Raw genomic sequence first — 16,511 nt, 5'->3', positions numbered from 1 at the left:
AATGACATTGAGGAAATGAGCCCCGGTCACCAGAATTCTTCCCAGGGCCAGACAAACCGTCGCCTCCAACCCACCTGAAAGAGCACTGACATGAGCACCACTTCCAAGGGCACCGCCGTCATCACGGGCGCCTCCGCCGGCATCGGCGCGATCTACGCGGACCGCCTCGCGCGCCGCGGCTTCGACCTGATCCTGGTCGCCCGCAACGAAGCCCGCCTGAACGCGCTGGCCTCGCGGCTGAGCGCCGAGACCGGCCGCTCGGTGAAGGCCGTCGCGGCCGACCTGAACGACAAGTCCGACCTCGCCCGGATCGAGACGCTGCTGAAGCAGGACGGCAGCATCTCGCTGCTGGTCAACAACGCCGGCGTCGGCTCGGTCGCCTCGCTGCAGACCGCCGACGTGGACGCGATGGAATCGATGATCGACCTGAACATCACGGCCCTCACGCGTCTCACGTATGCCATCGGCCCCGTCTTCTCCGAGAAGGGCAGCGGCACGATCGTCAACATCTCGTCGGTCGTCGGCATCGCGGCCGAAGTGCTGAACGGCGTCTACAGCGCGTCCAAGGCCTATGTGCTGGCCTTCGGACACTCGCTGCAGAAGGACCTCGGCAGCAAGGGCGTGCGCATCCAGACGGTGCTGCCGGCCGCGACCGCGACCGAGTTCTGGGACGTCGCCGGCTACGCGGCTCAGAAGGCCTCGCCCACCACGATGACAGCTGAAGACCTGGTCGACGCCGCACTCGCCGGCCTGGACCAGGGCGAGCTGGTGACCATCCCGACGCTGCATGAGGGCGAGGAATGGGCGCGCTGGGAAGCGCACCGCCGCACCTTCAAGTTCTCCAACGCCAAGCCCGCGCCGCGCTACGTCGACGGCGGACAGGCCTGACCCCGCAGTCCCCGGAAGTTCCCGGAAGTTCCCGGAAGTTCCCGCAGTTCCTCCCGTCCATTCGCCATCCACCCATAGAGAGACCCATCATGAAACTGTTCAAACTCGGTGCCGCGCTGCTGGCCGCCTTCACCACCTTCGCCGTTCCCCATGCCGCCAGCGCCGCCACCGCGGCGTCCAAGGGCAAGGTCCTCGTCGTCATGTCCAGCGCGAACTCGCTGGACCTGAAGGACGGCAGGAAGTACTCGACCGGCTACTACCTGAACGAGTTCGTCGTGCCTTATCGCAAGCTCGTGGAAGCGGGCTACGAGCCGGTCATCGCCAACCCCAAGGGCGACGTGCCGGTGATGGATCCCAACTCCAACAACAAGATGTTCTTCGGCGGCGACGAAGCGGCCCGCTCGGACGCCTTCAAGTACGCGCAGGGCGTCGACCTGCTGAAGAAGACGAAGACGCTGGCCTCCGTCGTGGCCGAAGGCACCTCGGGCTACGTCGGCGTTTTCGTGCCGGGCGGCCACGCGCCGATGGCGGACCTGCTGACCGACAAGAACCTCGGCAAGATCCTCACCAGCTTCCACGACACCGGACGTCCCACCGGCATCATCTGCCACGGCCCCATCGTGCTGCTGTCCGCGCTGGGCGACGCCGAGGGCTTCGTGAAGTCGATGATCGCCAACGACGGCAAGGCCAACTCGTTCGCCAAGGGCTGGCCGTATGCCGGCTATCGCGTCACGGTCTTCTCGACCGGTGAAGAGCAGGCGCTCGAAGGCCCCGGCGGACTGGGCGGCAACGTGCAGTTCTATCCGGTCAACGCCTTGGCCGAAGCCGGCGCGCACGTGGACTCGGTCGCGAACTGGCATTCGAACGTCATCGTCGACCGCGAGCTGATCACGGCCCAGCAGCCGTTCTCCGCCGCCGAGTTCGGCGACGTGTTCGTGGCCCGGCTGAAGGCCGCCAAGCGCTGAGCATCGGCGGATCGGCGCATCGAAGCGGACAGGTCGCGCGAGCGGCCTGTCGCTTCTGCATAATCCGTCCGGATGATCCAAGTCTCCAAACTGCTCGCCCAGGGCGCCGGCCTGGCCCCCGTGCTGCTCAAGCGCGCCGCCGCCGTCACGCTCGATTGGGACACGCGCCAGAAGAGCCGCTTCCAGGCCACGGACAGCCAGGGCCGCGCGCTCGGCGTCTTCCTCCCGCGCGGCACCACGGTGCGCGGCGGCGACGTGCTGGTGGCCGAGGACGGCTCGCTGGTGCGCGTCGTGGCGGCGCCGCAGGCGCTGCTGCGCATCACGGCCTGCACGGCGCACGGCTCGCCGTTCGACCTGATCCGCGCGGCGTATCACCTCGGCAATCGCCACGTGCAGATCGAGTTGAAGCCGGACCACCTGAAGATCGAGCCCGACCACGTGCTCGCCGACATGCTCCGCGCGATGCACCTGATCGTGAACGAGGTCGAGGAGGGTTTCGAGCCCGAAGCCGGTGCCTACGCGGCTGGCGGCCATGGCCACGCCCATGCGCACGACCACGGGCATTCGCACGACCGTGGGCACTCACACGACCACGTTCATGCGCACGAGAAGGGCCATGGCCACTCGCAGGATCACTCGCACGATCACAAGCCCGCGGCCAGGAAGACCATCGCGATCCAGGCCGCTCCGGCGCCCCATGTGCACGGGCCGGGCTGTGGTCACGACCACTGAACCGGTCGTCGATCCCGTTCCGCCGCTGCTGCGGCTGACGTGGCTCGCGTCCCCGGCGCTGCCGATCGGGGCGTTCTCGTATTCGGAAGTGCTGGAAGCGGCGGTCGAGCAGGGCCTCGTCCATGACGACGCCAGCGCCGGCGCGTGGCTGAGCCAGCAGCTGCGGCTGCTGGCGCGCGGCGACCTCGCGGCGATCGCTCAAGGCATCAACGCCTGGCGTGCCGGTGACGAGCCCGCGCTGCGCGAGCTCGCCCGCTGGCTGCGCATGACGCGCGACGGCGCCGAAGCGCGTCTGCAGAGCGAGCAGATGGGCCAGTCGCTGCTGGTCTGGCTGCGCGGCCAGCCGATGGCGACGCCCGCGCAGCTTGCGTTGCTGACGGCCTGCGGCGAGGGACATCCGATGCCCTATGCCTTCGTGATGTCGCTGGCGCTGGCCACGATCGACGTCCCCGTCGACCAGGCCCTCCACACCCAGGCCTTCGGCTGGGCCGAGAACCAGGTCCAGGCCGCGCTCAAGGCCGTGCCGCTGGGCCAGACGGCCGGCCAACGCGTGCTGACGCGGCTGGCCTCCGAGATCCCTGCCGCGGTGGCCGAGGCCATCGCCACGCCGCCCGCGCGGCGGCAGCTGTTCGCGCCCATGCTCTCCGTCCTCGCGGCGCGCCACGAAACCCAGTACTCCCGATTGTTCCGATCATGAGCACGACCTCCGCCACCACCTCCGCCGCCACGTCCAGCGCTTCCGCGCTCCATCACATCCCTGGCCGCACGAAGCGGCTGCCCCCGTTGCGCGTGGGCATCGGCGGCCCGGTCGGGTCGGGCAAGACGACCCTGCTGGAGATGCTCTGCAAGGCGATGCGCGAGAAGTGGGACCTGGTCGCGATCACCAACGACATCTACACGAAGGAAGACCAGCGCCTGCTGACCATCAGCGGCGCGCTGCCCGCCGAGCGCATCCTGGGCGTGGAGACCGGCGGCTGCCCGCACACGGCGATCCGCGAGGACGCATCGATCAACCTCGAGGCGATCGACCGCATGCTGGCGCAGTTCCCCGAGGCGGACGTCGTGTTCATCGAGTCCGGCGGCGACAACCTCGCCGCGACCTTCAGCCCGGAGCTGAGCGACCTGACGATCTACGTCATCGACGTCGCCGCCGGCGAGAAGATCCCGCGCAAGGGCGGCCCCGGCATCACGAAGAGCGACCTGTTCGTGATCAACAAGACCGACCTGGCGCCGCACGTGGGCGCCAACCTCGACGTCATGCGTGCCGACACCCAGCGCATGCGGCCGACGCGGCCCTTCGTGATGACCAACCTCAAGACGCTGAGCGGCCTGGACGAGGTGGTCGCCTTCATCGAGCACAAGGGCATGCTGGGCACGACCTGACCCCCGCGGCGTCGGTCCGGCGGCGCCCGTCGCCCGACCACGCCCGAAGGAGGGAAGAACCCGTCCGGTGACCGCCGGACTGAACGGCGATGCATCCTTCCGCATCGTTCGCATCGTTCGCGTCGACGCTGTCGTCGAGTTCCTCATGGGGCGACGACACCCGCCCGATCCTGCCGTCGACGCCCGGCCGCGCGACATCCGGTGTCGAGGCCGGCAGCCCGCCGCTGTCGCCCGTGTCCACGCTATCCGCGTTATCCACGGTGTCCGACGCCGCCCTGATCGATGTCGCGCTCGACGCCCTCGGTCCGCGCGACGCGGGGGCGGCCGTGGTGATCGTGCGTCAACTGGTCGACGGCCTGGACCTGCGCGTCGGACGCGGCACCGCGGACGAGGGCGTGGATCGCTTCATCCTCGACGGCGACGGCCGCGGTCTCCCGGCCGCCCTGCGCGAGGCCGCGGCGCAGGCGCTCGACCAGGAGCGCGACGGCTGCCGCCCGAGCGGCCGGCTGCGGGCCTTCATCGCGGCGATCGGCCGGGCAGCCTGCAACCTGGCGCACTGCGGCGCGCGCAACTTCGCCTCGGTCGCGCTGCCGACGATGGTGCGCCAGGCCATCGGCCGGGCGCTGGATGTCGCGCTGACCCACGGCGCGTCCGAGACGGCGCGCACCTGGCTGTCCTGTGGCGCGCTGGCCGTGCCGGTCGTCGGGCAGGCGCTGCTGCTGATCCGCGACGAGGCGCGCGGCGAGGCGACGCGCTACTCCCGCGCCACGCGCGTGGCGATGATGGCGGTGCCGGCGGGCGCCTGCGTGCTCGGCGCGACGACGGGCACGCTGCTCTACGCCGGCACGCGCTTCGCGGAAGCGGTGCTGTATCCGCTCATGCGCGACAGCATCCAGGCGCGCTGGCCCATGGCCGCCGAGCCCGACAGCGGGCCGACGCGCGGCTCGCTCGCCTTGGCGGGGCTCGCCTACGCGGTCAACCAGCTGCTGGTGAGCCGGGTGTTCTCCGCGGCGCCTGACGTGGATCTGGCGGCGCGGACGCTGCTGCCGGGCGGCATCGCGCTGCGCGGCCTGTCCAACTGGGGCGGCGAGGCGCTCGATCTGTGGACCCTGCTGATGATGCACCACGTCTGCCGCCACGGCACCGCGACGCAGGTCCGCATGCGCGCCGGCCGGGGCAGCCTGCCCGAGGCGATGCGCACCACCCTCCACTGGGACACGATGGCCGCACGGGGATGCTTCGTCGCGTCCCTCAACCAGCTCTACGACTCCCTGCTGGACGACAGGACGCTGGCGCGCTGGATCCGGGGCTATTTCGGTGCCGATGCCGCGGTCGCGGCGGACTGGTTGACCGAGCTGATCGTCGGCGCCCTCACGGCGCTCAGCTACCTGTTCTGGACCGATCCGCTGAACTCCCACGGCGTGGAGCTGCAGACGCTGGACGAGCACCGCCGCGGCCTGCGGCCGCCCCTCCAGTACGCGGGCAACAACGCCGAACCGGCGCTCGCGACGGACGAGCACGCCGGCGCGGTCGCCCTCACGGGCTTCCGCCGTCCGACACCGCCGTAAAAAAGCCGCCGGGCGCGATCGCGGCCGGCGGCTGAAGGTGGCTGGTGCGCCCGAATGCGCACGAACGCGGCGCGGGCGCCGCGTCGATGGGGATGAATCAGGCCACCTGCGGCGTCACCCCGCCGCCGTCCTTGCCCTTGGTGTCGTCGTCGTCGCGACCGCCCGCGGACTTCGCGCCCTTGCGGTTGGCCAGGATGAAGGCGATGAACTGCCACGCGATGAAGAAGGCGATGATCGCCAGCAGCGTCGCGCTGATCGGGCGCTGCACGAAGACGTCGAAGTGTCCCCGGCTGATCAGCATCGCGCGGCGGAAGTTCTCTTCCAGCATCGGGCCCAGGATGAAGCCCAGCATCAGCGGCGCGGGGTCCATGTCCAGCCGCATGAAGATGTAGCCGGCCAGGCCGAAGGCCGCGGTGACGAAGATGTCGTCCAGGTTGTTGTTGACGCTGAAGGTGCCGATGCAGCAGAAGAACAGGATCGACGGGAACAGCACGTTGTACGGGATCTTGAAGACCGACAGCCAGTAGCGCACCAGCGGCACGTTCAGCACGACCAGGAACACGTTGCCCACCCACATCGAGGCGACCAGGCCCCAGAAGATGTCGGGGTGTCCGCCGATCATGTTGGGACCCGGCTGGATGCCCTTGATGATGAACGCGGCCATCATCAGCGCCATCACCGGGTTCTCCGGGATGCCGATGGACATCAGCGGGATGAAGCTGGTGCGGGCGGCGGCCTCGTCGGCCGCGGCCTGGCCGGCCACGCCTTCGATGGCGCCGTCGCCGATCTCGTCGCGGTACTTGCTGACCTTCTTGTCCACGGCGTAGGCCGCGAACTGGGCGATCGTCGGGCCGCCGCCGGGCAGGATGCCCAGCACCGAGCCGATCACGCTGCCGCGCAGGGCGCTCGGGATGATGCGCTTGAACTCGGGCCAGGTCGGCATCAGGTGGATCTTGCCGTTGAAGGGCGTGCGCTCGTTCTTGGCGTCCAGGTTCTTGGAGATCTCCGCGATGCCGAAGCAGCCCAGCGCGATGCTCACCAGCCCCACGCCTTCCGCGAGGAAGGGCATGTCGAAGGTGTAGCGCTCCATGCCGGAGTTGACGTCGGTGCCGATCTGGCCGAACAGCACGCCGATCAGGCACATCGCCAGGCCGTTGAGCAGGCTGCCGGTGGTCACGAAGCTGACGCAGAGGAAGCCCAGCAGCATCAGCGAGCAGTAGTCGGCCGGGCCGAACAGGAAGGCCACCTCACCCAGCGTCGGCGCCAGGCAGGCCAGCACGACGATGGCGACGGTGCCGCCGATGAAGCTCGAGATGCCCGCGGTGAAGAGGGCCAGGCCCGTCTTCCCTTTCAAGGTCATCTGGTATCCGTCGATGCAGGCCACGATGGAGCTCGCATGCGGGATCTTCATCGTGATGGCGCTGACGCTGTCGCCGTACTGCGCGCCGTAGTAGATGCCGGCGAGCATGATCAGCGCGCCGTTGACGGGGATGGAGTAGGTCAGCGGCAGCAGCACGCTGATGGTGGCGAGCGGGCCCAGGCCGGGCAGCAGGCCGACGAGGGTGCCGACCACGCAGCCGATCGCGCAGAACATCAGGTTCTGCCAGGTCAGCGCGTGCTCGAAGCCGAAGGCGAGGTTGTGGAGGATTTCCATGGTCGTCGGTGCCTTACAGCAGCGGCAGGTTGAGGCCGAGGAACTTCTGGAAGGCGAAGGCGATGGCCAGCAGGCCGATCGAGATCACCACGTTGCGTTTCCAGGAGTAGTTGCTGCCGGCGGCGGTCGCGATGAAGACCATCACGACGATGCCGGCGGACATGTTGACGAAGCGCGAGGTCAGCGAGAACGCGGTCAGCGCGGCCAGGATCAGGCCGATGTTCTTGACCTGGAATTCCAGGCCGGGGCCGCCGGCGACGATGCCGCGCACGATGGTGGAGATGGCCACCAGGCCCAGCAGGATGCTGATCATCAGCGGGAACATGCCGGCGCCGGCATGGTCCATGCGGCCGATGGGATAACGCAGCGCGCCCAGTCCGAAGAACAGGGCCACCGCGGCGAGGAACAAGCCTCGGGCAAGCGAACGGTTGAGGGTCATGGCACACCGGGGAGGTATCGAGATGTGCCCATGGTTCCGGCGCGGCTCCCGCGTGTCGTACGCATTTCTGCGCAGCGCAGGGCTGTCGACGGGGGCTCGACAGCTTTCAGACAGCTTCAAGTTAAGAATCTGTTTGGCATACGTTGTATGAGTGTTTTGACGACGTCGAAGCGTCGTTGATTCACGACGTCGTCACGTCCTTGCGAGGGCCGACGACCGCCAGCACCTGCTCGCGCAGCCAGCGTTGGGCGGCGTGACCCTGGTTGCGTTCGTGCCAGACCATGGCGATGTCGAAGCCCTCGATCGGCAGCGGCGGGGGCAGGACTTGCAGGCCGGCGGCGCGTCCCTTGACGAGACGTTCAGGCACCAGCGCCACGAGGTCGGAGCGGCTGACGATGTCGGGCACGAAGAGGAAGGACGCGGCGGACAGCACGACCTGGCGCTTCAGGCGGAGTCCGGCCAGCGCCTGGTCGACGGGCGTCGAGAACGCGCCGCCCGCGGGCGAGACGATCACCTGTTCCAGCTTGGCGAAGGCCTTGGCGCTGAGCTTGGCCGTCGCCTTCCCGTCCGCCTTGCCCTCCAGCGCCGGATGGCCGCGGCGGGCGATGAGCACGTAGCGCTCGTGGAACAGCGCGCGCATGCGCAGGCTGGGCGCGGCCTCGATCGGCTGCATCAGGCCGAGGTCGACGTCGCCGCGCGCCATCTGCGCGGCGTGCTGGGCCGGGTCCATGTGGCGCACGGCGATACGCACGCCGGGTGCTTCCCGACGCAGCCGCAGCACCAGCGGCTGCAGCACGCTGGTCTGCAGGTAGTCCGAGGCTGCGATCGTGACCGTGAGGTCGGCGGTGGCCGGGTCGAAGTTCAGATGCGAGCTCGCCACGCCGCGCACCTGGTCCAGCGCCTGGCGCAGCGGCTCCAGCAGCGACAGCGCCTTGGCCGTCGGCGTCATGCCGCGCTGCGCGGGCAGCAGCAACGGATCCTCGAAGACGTCGCGCAGCCGCGCGAGCTGCGCGCTCACGGCCGGCTGGCTGAGGTTCAGCCGCGCGGCGGCGCGCGTGACGTTGCGCTCGTTGAGCAGCGTTTCGAGCGTCACGAGCAGGTTCAGGTCGAGGCGGCTGGTATCCATGCGATCGATAGTAGGACAGAGAAGACGTGATTTCACGGATGAGTCGCGGATCGTCAGACTGCGTTCATTCCCGATCCACTTCGACTGCCTGGAGCCTTCCATGACCCGTTCCGCCGATACCGACTTCGCCGATGCCGACACCTCCGATCGCAAGAGCGTGCGCAAGACCGTGCTGATCGTCCACGCCCAACCGGAGCGGACTTCGTTGACGCGCACGCTGGTCGACGTCGCCGAGCAGACGCTGCGCGCCGCCGGTCACGAGGTGCTTCAGTCCGACCTCTACGCGATGGGCTGGAAGGCCGTCTACGACGAGCAGGACTTCCCGGTGCGCACCGACGCCGACCGCCTGGACTTCGTGCGGGAGTCGGGTCACGCCTTCGAGCAGGGGCACCAGCCGGCCGACGTCGTGGAGGAACAGCGCAAGCTGCTCGCCGCGGACCTGGTGATCCTGCAGTTCCCGCTGTGGTGGTTCGGCATGCCCGCGATCATGAAGGGCTGGATCGATCGGGTCTGGGCGCGCGGCCTGGCCTACGGCCGCAACGGCCAGGGCAACCGGGTGCGTTACGGCGAAGGCGGTTTCGAGGGCCGGCGCGCGATGGTGTCGGTCACGACCGGCGGTCCGGCGGCGGACTACGGTCCGCGCGGCATCAACGGGCCCATCGATCAGCTGCTGTTCCCGATCACGCACGGCACCTTGTTCTATCCCGGCATGTCGGTGCTGAAGACGCACGCGGTGCACGGCGCGGGGCGGATGACGCCGGAGGCGGTCGAGGCGGTCTCAACCGCCTGGCGCGAGCGACTGGCCCATGTCTTCGATGAAGCGCCGGTGGCCTTCCGCGCGCAGAACGGCGGGGACTATCCCGACGGGCACGAACTGGGGGTCGAGGTGGCACCGGGTGTCACCGGCTTCGCGGCGCACGTGGCCGCTGTCGCATGAGCGCTCGTCAGTCGCGCAGCGACGCCGAGGCGGCGATCGCGTGCAGCACACGCAGCAGATGCGGCGGCACGGCCGGATCGTCGAAGCGCAGCGAGCTGCCTGCGGCGAGCAGATAGAAGCCGAGGTTCTCCAGCGCGATGACGCCGGCGGGCTCGCGTCGATCGCTGGCGCGGCCGACGTCGATGACGGTCGCCGCGCCGCTGCCGACGAGTTGCAGGCCGACATCCGGGCGGACGAGCAGGGCGGTGTCCTCGTCGATGCCGACGCCGAGCCGGCGCGGATCGAGCGACACCAGACGCAGGAGCCGCGCATGGCGCTTGCGCTGGGCGAAGTGCTGATCGATGACGAGCGCGGGCATCAGCCCGAGCGCGCGATGCAGCGGTTGCGGCGGTCCGGCGAACTGCTCGTCGAGATCGCCGACCGGCATGTGCGCGCCCAGCGCCGACGCGCCGGCGCTGGTGCCGGCGATGGCGAGTTCGCCGGCGCGATGGCGTTCGCGGATGAGCGCATGCAGCGGCGTGTCGGCGATCACGTCGACCAGACGTTCCTGGTCGCCGCCGGTCATGAACAGCAGATTGGCTGACCGCACGGCGTCGAGCGTATCGGCGGCACCAGCTGCTTCGCGATCGCGCGGATCGACCCAGCGCGGCGTCGCACCGAGCGTTCGGAAGGCGGGTTCGTACTGGGACCAGAGCAGATCGGGCTCGCCGCTGGCGGTGCTGAGGACGACGACCTGCAGCGGCTCGGCCGCAGAACGCCCGTCATGACACGCCGCGATCAGTTCGCGCAGCACCGTCCCCGGCGTCAGCCGGTCCTCGTTGCCGCCGATGAGGGCGAGCAGGGCAGGGGCGTGGAGCGTGGGACGGGTCGACATGACTCTCAATGGGGCTCGGTGGGATACAGGGAATGTTCGCGGTCCCACCACACGAAGTGGAAGTGCGCGTCGACGATGAATCCCCACGCGCGACGCTTCTGGCCGCTGAGACGGAACCGGAAGACCGAGTCGAATTGATCCAGGTCCAGGCTCACCCAGCGTTGCTGGGCTTCTTCAATCAGGTCACCCACTTCGTGCAGGTGATGCATCTTGTGACCGGAGCCTGAAGCGAGCTTGTCGATCTCGCCCCACGTGAGTCCTGCGAGGTCGCGCATCGGAGGGTGGATCGTCTCGTCCCACTCTTCCTCCGACCAGGCGCGGGGTTCACCCCAGGACCAGTGATCGTCCTTGTCCGCGCGCGTGGTGCACCACGTCATCCGGGCATGGAAGCGACTGCCGTCCTCGCGCGTCTTCGGCGCGCGCGCAGCGACCGTCGCAGCGCGGGCAAGATGAGGCGCCAAGCGGGGCGCGGCATTGGGCGCCGGCGCCACCGCATGACGGGGAGAGTCTGCCGTCGGCACCCGGGCGAGCATCGCCGGTTTGCCTGCCTCGAACCTGGCTTGGGCGGCGGCCTTCCTGCGGGCGCGTTCCTCGCTTTTCTTGCCCATCGAGCCATCAACCCATCAAAGGGACGAGTAGTACTCGTGCATCGCGCCTTGGCTGATCACCGTGGTGGACGCCTCTCCGACCGGCGTGTCGCCGCGGGCGTTCTTCCAGGGATCTTCCTGGTGCGTCAGATTGCTGAGCCACTGCGCGGTCTTGTCGCCGTAGAAGGCGAGGACCCGATCGATGTTGCCGCGCTCCTCCGGCGACAGCCGTGCGCTGTCGGCCGTCTGGAACAGGGTGGCATCGACCTTGAACATGCCGCGGTGCTTCTGATAGAGGCTCGGCAGGACGGGGCCGTTGGCCCAGGCCTGGAAATCCTCGTCGAGCAACGGCGCTTCTTCCCACACCAGGTTCCAGGCCTGCGCGTAGAACATCAGCTTCTGCAGCTTCATGGCCGAGACCTCACCCGTTTGCTCGGTGATGTACTTGGCAACGTCGAATGTGGAGGCCATCGATGAGCTCCTCAACTGCGGGCTGGAAGGCGGGACGCGTTCGAAAAGTGAGTGGCGGAAGCGGTGAGATTCGAACTCACGGACGGTTGCCCGTCGCTGGTTTTCAAGACCAGTGCCTTAAACCACTCGGCCACGCTTCCTTCAGTGCGGCCGACAGACACATCGAGCCACGTCTCCTGTCACAGGAGAAGTCGACATTCTAAGCGTGCCCGGAGAGGCCGCCGACGAGTGCCGCTCAGTCCGCGCCCGGCTTCTTCGCCTGCACACATTCCACCTGGATGATCTCCTGCGCCTGGCCGTCCGCCACGCGCGCGGCCGTCAACTGGCCGCCCCAGACGCAGCCGGTGTCCAGCGCCAGCAGGTCCGGCCGCTGCACCAGCCCCAGCGTCGACCAGTGCCCGAACGCGATCGGATGCCCCGCCGTGCGCCGCTCCGGCACTTCGAACCACGGCATGAAGCCTTCCGGCGCCGTGCCCAGGCCCTCCTTGGTCTTGAAGTCCAGCTTGCCCTTCGCGTTGCAGAAGCGCAGCCGCGTCAGCACGTTGATGATGAAGCGCAGTCGCGGCACGCCCGTCAGCTCGTCCTTCCAGCGATCCGGCTCGTTGCCGTACATCTGCGGCAGGAACTCCGCCAGCTCCGGCCCGCGCAGCAGCGCGTGGACCTCTTCCGCCAACGCCAGCGTCTGGTCCGCGTCCCACTGCGGCACCACGCCCGCGTGCACCATCAGCCAGCCCTGCGAGCGCATCGCCAGCCGCTGCCGGCGCATCCACTCCAGCAGCGCCTCGCGGTCCGGCGCCTGCAGGATCGCGTCCAGGGTGTCCCCTTTGTGCGGGGCTCGCACCGCCGCCGCCGTCGCCAGCAGGTGCAGGTCGTGGTTGCCGAGCAGGCATTGCGCCGCGTCGCCCAGCGACTGCAGCCGACGCAGGGTCGTCAGGGAATCGGGGCCGCGGTTCACCAGATCCCCCAGGAGGTAGAGCCGGTCGCGGGACGGGGAGAAATCGATCTTTTCCAGGAGACGCGCCAGCGCGTCGCAACAGCCTTGGAGATCGCCGATGAGGTAATGCATAGCGGGATTTTGCGGTGCCGATGTCACACAGGCTCTGCTAACCTTGCCGACCTTGTGTTTTGGGCGCGACTCGGGGTTAGTACCCGGTCCGCGCTGTCAATGGATACCGCCCTAGTTCTCTTCCTGATCCTGCTCAACGGTCTGTTCGCCATGTCGGAGATGGCCCTCACGGCGTCCCGCAAGGCACGCTTGCAAGTGATGGTGGAAAGCGGGGAGGGCGGCGCGCAGGCCGCCATGGACCTGCACGAGAACCCCACCAAGTTCCTCTCCACCGTCCAGATCGGCATCACCTCCATCGGCGTGCTCAACGGCATCGTCGGCGAGGCCGCTTTCTCCGGACCGCTGGCCGACGTGCTGCGCGCCAGCACGCCGCTGAGTTCCCGCGCCGCCGACATCACCGCCACCGGCCTGGTCGTGCTGGTGCTGACCTTCGTGACCATCATCTTCGGCGAACTCGTGCCCAAACGCCTGGGCCAGATGTACCCGGAGAACGTCGCCCGCCTGGTCGCGCCGCCGATGGAGATCATGTCGCTGGTGACGCGGCCCTTCGTCAAGCTGCTGAGCTTCTGCACCGAGTTCACGCTGAAGCTGCTCGGCATGGGCGGCCGCGCCAACCGCGCGGTGACGGAAGAGGAGATCGCCGCCAGCCTCGAGGAAGGCCTGGACGCCGGCGTGATCGAGGAACACGAGCACCAGATGGTGCGCAACGTGTTCCGCCTGGACGAGCGCCAGATCGGCTCCATGATGATCCCGCGCGCCGAGATCGCATGGCTGGACATCACCGACCGTCCCGACCAGATGCTGCAGATCCTGCGCGCGCACGGCTACAGCCGCTACCCGGTCTGCCGCGGCGGCCTGCACGACGTGGTCGGCACGGTCAGCGCCCAGAACCTGCTGGCGCGCTCGCTGGCCGGCGAATCGCTGGACCTGTCGACCGGCCTGGAGCCGCCGGTCTTCGTGCCCGAGACGCTGTCCGGCATGGAACTGCTCGCGCACATGCGCGGCGCGGAAACGCCGCTGGTGTTCGTCGTCGACGAGTACGGCGAAGTGCAGGGCGTCGTCGCGATGCGCGACGTCCTGGAAGCGATTGCGGGCGAGTTCAACTCGTCCGACGGCGAGGACGCCTGGGCGGTCCAGCGCGAGGACGGCAGCTGGCTGATGGACGGCCTGATCCCCGTCACCGAACTGAAGGACCGCCTCGATTTGAAGGAACTGCCCGAAGAGGACCGTGGACGCTACAACACCCTGGCCGGCATGGTGATGCTGCTGCTGGGGCGCTTGCCGCGCACGGCCGATGTGGCGGAGTGGGACGCGTGGAGATTCGAGGTGGTCGACCTCGACGGCAAGCGTGTGGACAAGGTGCTGGTCTCGCGACTGGCGGACGATGGAGTGAATCAATGAGCAACCCCCCGATGTATGAAAACCTGGTCCCCGTGGACCGGGTGCAGCACAAGAACACGCGCATGAAGGTCGGCGCGCCGGTGCTGGACCGCGTGACGCAGCTGAACTCGCTGTTCGTCGCCGTGGCCGAATTCGCCGACGCGAGCCTCGAGTACCCGGTGGTGTTCGTGCGCGTCGGCCAGGCCGTCGACGGCCAGCGCCCGGCGGTCGCGCCGCTGGCCGTGTTCGGCCTGCGCCAGGGCAGCAACCTGTTCATCAAGGACGGCCAGTGGACCGGCCGCTACGTGCCCGCGTACATCCGCCGCTGGCCCTTCGCGATGGCCCGCATCGAGGAGAGCACCTCCGACATGGCGCTGTGCCTGGACATGGGCTCGGGCGCGTTCTCCGAGACCGACGGCGAGCCGCTGTTCAAGGAAGACGGCGAAGCCACCGAACTGCTGCTCAACGCCAAGCAGTTCTGCGAGGACTTCGAGCGCGAGGCCGAGCGTACCCGTCAGGCCTGCGAGCTGCTGCAGGACCTGGACCTGCTGCAGGACATGCGCTTCGAGGCGCAGCTGCCCAGCGGCGAGAAGCTGGACGTGGACGGCTTCCTGACCATCAATGAGAAGGCCCTGGCCGAGCTGCCCGACGCCAAGATCGTCGAGCTGCACCGCAACGGCCTGCTGGAGGTCATCACGATGCATCGCCTGTCGCTGCGTCTGATGAGCCGTCTGGCCCAGATGTACGTGCCGGCCAACTGAGCCTGGACGGCTTGCCGGAGCGCCTCTGATCGAGGGGCTTGCGGCGGGCGATCACCGGCTGAGACAAACCCCAAGCGGGTTTGCTTGAGTACGGCGTACGAGCGAGCCTCGATAGCATCCGAAGTCCTTAAAGGACGTTGGATGCTGTTCGAGGCTTTTTTGTCGTCCACTGCGATGGAATCGGTGTTCTCGCCGACCGCGGTGGTCCAGTCGATGATGGATGTGGAGGCCGCGCTCGCCCGCGCCGCGGCCCGCACGGGGCTGATCCCCGCGCCCGCGGCCCAGGCCATCGCGAGCCTGTGCCGCGCCGAGCTCTACGACGTGCCGGCCCTGATCGCCGCCGCGCCGCACAGCGGCAATCTGGCGCAGCCGGTCGTGCAGCGCCTGCGCGAGACGGTCGCGCTGTTCGATCCCGCCGCCGCGGTCTATGTGCATCGCGGCGCGTCCGCGCAGGACCTCATCGACACCGCCATGGTGCTGCGCACCCGCGAGGCGCTGCGGCTGATCGACGACGACCTGCAGCAGCTCTGCGGGAAGCTGCTGGACCTGGCCGAGCGCCACGCCGCGGTGCCGATGCTGGGCCGCACGATGATGCAGCCGGCGCAGGTGATCAGCCTGCGCTTCAAGCTGATGAACTGGCTGATGCCGCTGCTGCGCAGCGCCGAGCGCCTGCGCGAGCAGGGCGAGGCCTCGCTGCTGCTGCAGTTGGGCGGCGCGGTCGGCACGCTGGACGCGATGGGCGATCGCGCCGACGACATGCTCGCCGCCGTCGCGGCCGAGCTGTCGCTGCCGCGCCCCGACATGTGCTGGCACACGCAGCGCGACCGCTGGCTTCGTCTCGGGCTGGAGGTCGGCCTGCTCTGCGGCAACCTCGGCAAGCTGGCGCAGGACTTCGCCCTGATGGCGCAGGCCGAGGTCGACGAGCTCAACGAGCCGCCGGGCGAGGGCTTCGGCGCCTGCCTGTCGATGCCGCACAAGAAGAACCCCGTCGCGGCCCTGCAGGCGATGGCGGCGGTGCAGCGCGCCCCGCAGCGGGTCGCCGGGCTGATGGGCTGCATGACGCCGGAACACGAACGCGGCCTCGGCCAGCACCAGGCCGAACTGGCCGAATGGAGCGGCCTGCTGGGCGGCGCGCACGCCGCGGTGCAGGCGCTCAACCGCGCGCTGGCCCAGCCCGTCATCCGCGCCGACCGGATGCGGGCGCATGTGCTCGAACGTCAGGGGCTGGTGGCCAGCGAGCGCCTGGAGCACCTGCTGATGCCGCGCTTGGGCCGCCAACGGACCGGGGCGATGATCCGCGACCTGATCCATCGGGTGCGCCAGGGCGAGGGGTCGCTGGAACAGCTCCTGCGAACCGCTTTGGACGTCGGCGACCTGCCGGCGACATCCATTTCGCCCGTCGAACTCTCTGCCATGTTCGACCTGGATGCCATCGCCGCGCAGGCGGATGGCCGCGTCGACACGCTCATGACCGAGGCGCGCGAGCGCATCGACGGGCTGGCTGCCCGACCCTGTGCCTGAGCCTGGCGTGATGCTTTTCACGCGCCTCGCCTGACGCATCGCGATACGAACTCGTTGATCGTGCTACGTACATCCGGCCCGGGAAACGACAAATATCCCCAGATCGCGTATGGATTTCAGCAAAAAAGTGGGCAAACGTGTCCCATGAATTCGGCATTT

The 16,511-nt window shown here is 68.7% G+C and carries 17 protein-coding genes and 1 tRNA gene; 10 read left to right on the top strand and 8 right to left on the bottom strand.

What is annotated here, in order from left to right; all coding sequences use genetic code 11:
* The first annotated feature begins 90 nt into the window (after window positions 1-90).
* The 6 genes from ACQZ13_RS23365 to ACQZ13_RS23340 all read left to right on the top strand — a co-directional run bounded on the left by ACQZ13_RS23365 (window position 91) and on the right by ACQZ13_RS23340 (window position 5,536).
* Window positions 91-888 (top strand): SDR family NAD(P)-dependent oxidoreductase, encoded by a 798-nt coding sequence (locus ACQZ13_RS23365; RefSeq protein WP_431048289.1) that lies wholly within the window; start codon window positions 91-93, stop codon window positions 886-888.
* An 89-nt stretch (window positions 889-977) separates the two neighbouring features.
* Window positions 978-1,853 carry a type 1 glutamine amidotransferase domain-containing protein gene (locus ACQZ13_RS23360; RefSeq protein ID WP_431048288.1) on the top strand — a complete coding sequence of 292 codons (876 nt, stop codon included), beginning with the start codon at window positions 978-980 and terminating at the stop codon, window positions 1,851-1,853.
* 72 nt (window positions 1,854-1,925) lie between these two features.
* The gene (gene ureE / locus ACQZ13_RS23355) at window positions 1,926-2,585 is read left to right on the top strand and encodes an urease accessory protein UreE (protein WP_431048287.1); all 660 of its coding nucleotides are present in this window, start codon (window positions 1,926-1,928) and stop codon (window positions 2,583-2,585) included.
* On the top strand, window positions 2,551-3,282 hold the full coding sequence (locus ACQZ13_RS23350) for an urease accessory protein UreF (RefSeq protein WP_431048286.1): 732 nt from the start codon (window positions 2,551-2,553) through the stop codon (window positions 3,280-3,282). Before ureE ends, ACQZ13_RS23350 begins: the two co-directional genes overlap by 35 nt.
* Window positions 3,279-3,968, top strand: a complete 690-nt coding sequence (ureG, locus tag ACQZ13_RS23345; protein ID WP_431048285.1) for an urease accessory protein UreG — start codon at window positions 3,279-3,281, stop codon at window positions 3,966-3,968. Before ACQZ13_RS23350 ends, ureG begins: the two co-directional genes overlap by 4 nt.
* Window positions 3,969-4,057: 89 nt before the next feature.
* A complete protein-coding gene (locus ACQZ13_RS23340) occupies window positions 4,058-5,536 on the top strand; it encodes a hypothetical protein (protein WP_431048284.1) in 1,479 nt (492 codons plus the stop codon).
* Window positions 5,537-5,633: 97 nt separating this feature from the next.
* On the opposite strand, the gene ACQZ13_RS23335 is transcribed toward ACQZ13_RS23340, so the two are convergent.
* From ACQZ13_RS23335 to ACQZ13_RS23325, 3 genes are all read right to left on the bottom strand, one after another.
* Window positions 5,634-7,190 (bottom strand): tripartite tricarboxylate transporter permease, encoded by a 1,557-nt coding sequence (locus ACQZ13_RS23335; protein WP_088408791.1) that lies wholly within the window; start codon window positions 7,188-7,190, stop codon window positions 5,634-5,636.
* A gap of 13 nt (window positions 7,191-7,203) precedes the next feature.
* Window positions 7,204-7,629 (bottom strand): tripartite tricarboxylate transporter TctB family protein, encoded by a 426-nt coding sequence (locus ACQZ13_RS23330; RefSeq protein ID WP_431048283.1) that lies wholly within the window; start codon window positions 7,627-7,629, stop codon window positions 7,204-7,206.
* 181 nt (window positions 7,630-7,810) lie between these two features.
* Window positions 7,811-8,755 (bottom strand): LysR family transcriptional regulator, encoded by a 945-nt coding sequence (locus ACQZ13_RS23325; RefSeq protein ID WP_431048282.1) that lies wholly within the window; start codon window positions 8,753-8,755, stop codon window positions 7,811-7,813.
* A gap of 100 nt (window positions 8,756-8,855) precedes the next feature.
* Here ACQZ13_RS23325 and ACQZ13_RS23320 point away from each other — a divergent pair, with 100 nt between their 5' ends.
* Complete coding sequence (locus ACQZ13_RS23320; protein WP_431048281.1) at window positions 8,856-9,692, top strand: NAD(P)H-dependent oxidoreductase; 837 nt, start codon at window positions 8,856-8,858, stop codon at window positions 9,690-9,692.
* A 7-nt stretch (window positions 9,693-9,699) separates the two neighbouring features.
* On the opposite strand, the gene ACQZ13_RS23315 is transcribed toward ACQZ13_RS23320, so the two are convergent.
* From ACQZ13_RS23315 to ACQZ13_RS23295, 5 genes are all read right to left on the bottom strand, one after another.
* Window positions 9,700-10,566, bottom strand: a complete 867-nt coding sequence (locus ACQZ13_RS23315) for a cyanophycinase (protein ID WP_431048280.1) — start codon at window positions 10,564-10,566, stop codon at window positions 9,700-9,702.
* 5 nt (window positions 10,567-10,571) lie between these two features.
* Window positions 10,572-11,174: a hypothetical protein gene (locus ACQZ13_RS23310; protein WP_431048279.1), complete on the bottom strand. Its 603-nt coding sequence runs from the start codon at window positions 11,172-11,174 to the stop codon at window positions 10,572-10,574.
* 15 nt (window positions 11,175-11,189) lie between these two features.
* On the bottom strand, window positions 11,190-11,624 hold the full coding sequence (locus ACQZ13_RS23305) for a Panacea domain-containing protein (protein ID WP_431048278.1): 435 nt from the start codon (window positions 11,622-11,624) through the stop codon (window positions 11,190-11,192).
* A 52-nt stretch (window positions 11,625-11,676) separates the two neighbouring features.
* Window positions 11,677-11,764, bottom strand: a tRNA-Ser gene (locus tag ACQZ13_RS23300).
* 95 nt (window positions 11,765-11,859) lie between these two features.
* Entirely contained in the window at window positions 11,860-12,690 is an 831-nt protein-coding gene (locus tag ACQZ13_RS23295) for a symmetrical bis(5'-nucleosyl)-tetraphosphatase (protein WP_431048277.1), read from the bottom strand.
* A 99-nt stretch (window positions 12,691-12,789) separates the two neighbouring features.
* Between ACQZ13_RS23295 and ACQZ13_RS23290 the strand changes: the two genes are divergently transcribed.
* The 3 genes from ACQZ13_RS23290 (at window position 12,790) to ACQZ13_RS23280 (ending at window position 16,352) form a co-directional block, all read left to right on the top strand.
* Window positions 12,790-14,091, top strand: coding sequence for a hemolysin family protein (locus ACQZ13_RS23290; protein ID WP_088408785.1), 1,302 nt, complete (start codon window positions 12,790-12,792; stop codon window positions 14,089-14,091).
* Window positions 14,088-14,831 (top strand): SapC family protein, encoded by a 744-nt coding sequence (locus ACQZ13_RS23285; protein ID WP_431048276.1) that lies wholly within the window; start codon window positions 14,088-14,090, stop codon window positions 14,829-14,831. The genes ACQZ13_RS23290 and ACQZ13_RS23285 overlap by 4 nt, the downstream gene beginning before the upstream one ends.
* Window positions 14,832-14,972: 141 nt before the next feature.
* The gene (locus tag ACQZ13_RS23280) at window positions 14,973-16,352 is read left to right on the top strand and encodes a lyase family protein (protein ID WP_431048275.1); all 1,380 of its coding nucleotides are present in this window, start codon (window positions 14,973-14,975) and stop codon (window positions 16,350-16,352) included.
* The last annotated feature ends 159 nt before the right edge of the window (window positions 16,353-16,511 follow it).

It is taken from the genome of Roseateles sp. L2-2 (genome assembly GCF_050613215.1).
GTDB lineage: Bacteria > Pseudomonadota > Gammaproteobacteria > Burkholderiales > Burkholderiaceae_C > Roseateles > Roseateles noduli.
This window is presented reverse-complemented; position numbering and strand designations above follow the sequence as displayed.

What these genes read in the sequence shown, in the direction of transcription:
- ACQZ13_RS23315 (WP_431048280.1), bottom strand. Translation starts at nt 10,566, where the DNA reads ATGTCGACCCGTCCCACGCTCCACGCCCCTGCCCTGCTCGCCCTCATC.
- ACQZ13_RS23285 (WP_431048276.1), top strand. Translation starts at nt 14,088, where the DNA reads ATGAGCAACCCCCCGATGTATGAAAACCTGGTCCCCGTGGACCGGGTG.
- ACQZ13_RS23340 (WP_431048284.1), top strand. Translation starts at nt 4,058, where the DNA reads ATGCATCCTTCCGCATCGTTCGCATCGTTCGCGTCGACGCTGTCGTCG.
- ureG (WP_431048285.1), top strand. Translation starts at nt 3,279, where the DNA reads ATGAGCACGACCTCCGCCACCACCTCCGCCGCCACGTCCAGCGCTTCC.
- ACQZ13_RS23295 (WP_431048277.1), bottom strand. Translation starts at nt 12,690, where the DNA reads ATGCATTACCTCATCGGCGATCTCCAAGGCTGTTGCGACGCGCTGGCG.
- ACQZ13_RS23360 (WP_431048288.1), top strand. Translation starts at nt 978, where the DNA reads ATGAAACTGTTCAAACTCGGTGCCGCGCTGCTGGCCGCCTTCACCACC.
- ureE (WP_431048287.1), top strand. Translation starts at nt 1,926, where the DNA reads ATGATCCAAGTCTCCAAACTGCTCGCCCAGGGCGCCGGCCTGGCCCCC.
- ACQZ13_RS23310 (WP_431048279.1), bottom strand. Translation starts at nt 11,174, where the DNA reads ATGGGCAAGAAAAGCGAGGAACGCGCCCGCAGGAAGGCCGCCGCCCAA.
- ACQZ13_RS23335 (WP_088408791.1), bottom strand. Translation starts at nt 7,190, where the DNA reads ATGGAAATCCTCCACAACCTCGCCTTCGGCTTCGAGCACGCGCTGACC.
- ACQZ13_RS23325 (WP_431048282.1), bottom strand. Translation starts at nt 8,755, where the DNA reads ATGGATACCAGCCGCCTCGACCTGAACCTGCTCGTGACGCTCGAAACG.
- ACQZ13_RS23330 (WP_431048283.1), bottom strand. Translation starts at nt 7,629, where the DNA reads ATGACCCTCAACCGTTCGCTTGCCCGAGGCTTGTTCCTCGCCGCGGTG.
- ACQZ13_RS23305 (WP_431048278.1), bottom strand. Translation starts at nt 11,624, where the DNA reads ATGGCCTCCACATTCGACGTTGCCAAGTACATCACCGAGCAAACGGGT.
- ACQZ13_RS23290 (WP_088408785.1), top strand. Translation starts at nt 12,790, where the DNA reads ATGGATACCGCCCTAGTTCTCTTCCTGATCCTGCTCAACGGTCTGTTC.
- ACQZ13_RS23280 (WP_431048275.1), top strand. Translation starts at nt 14,973, where the DNA reads ATGCTGTTCGAGGCTTTTTTGTCGTCCACTGCGATGGAATCGGTGTTC.
- ACQZ13_RS23350 (WP_431048286.1), top strand. Translation starts at nt 2,551, where the DNA reads ATGTGCACGGGCCGGGCTGTGGTCACGACCACTGAACCGGTCGTCGAT.
- ACQZ13_RS23365 (WP_431048289.1), top strand. Translation starts at nt 91, where the DNA reads ATGAGCACCACTTCCAAGGGCACCGCCGTCATCACGGGCGCCTCCGCC.
- ACQZ13_RS23320 (WP_431048281.1), top strand. Translation starts at nt 8,856, where the DNA reads ATGACCCGTTCCGCCGATACCGACTTCGCCGATGCCGACACCTCCGAT.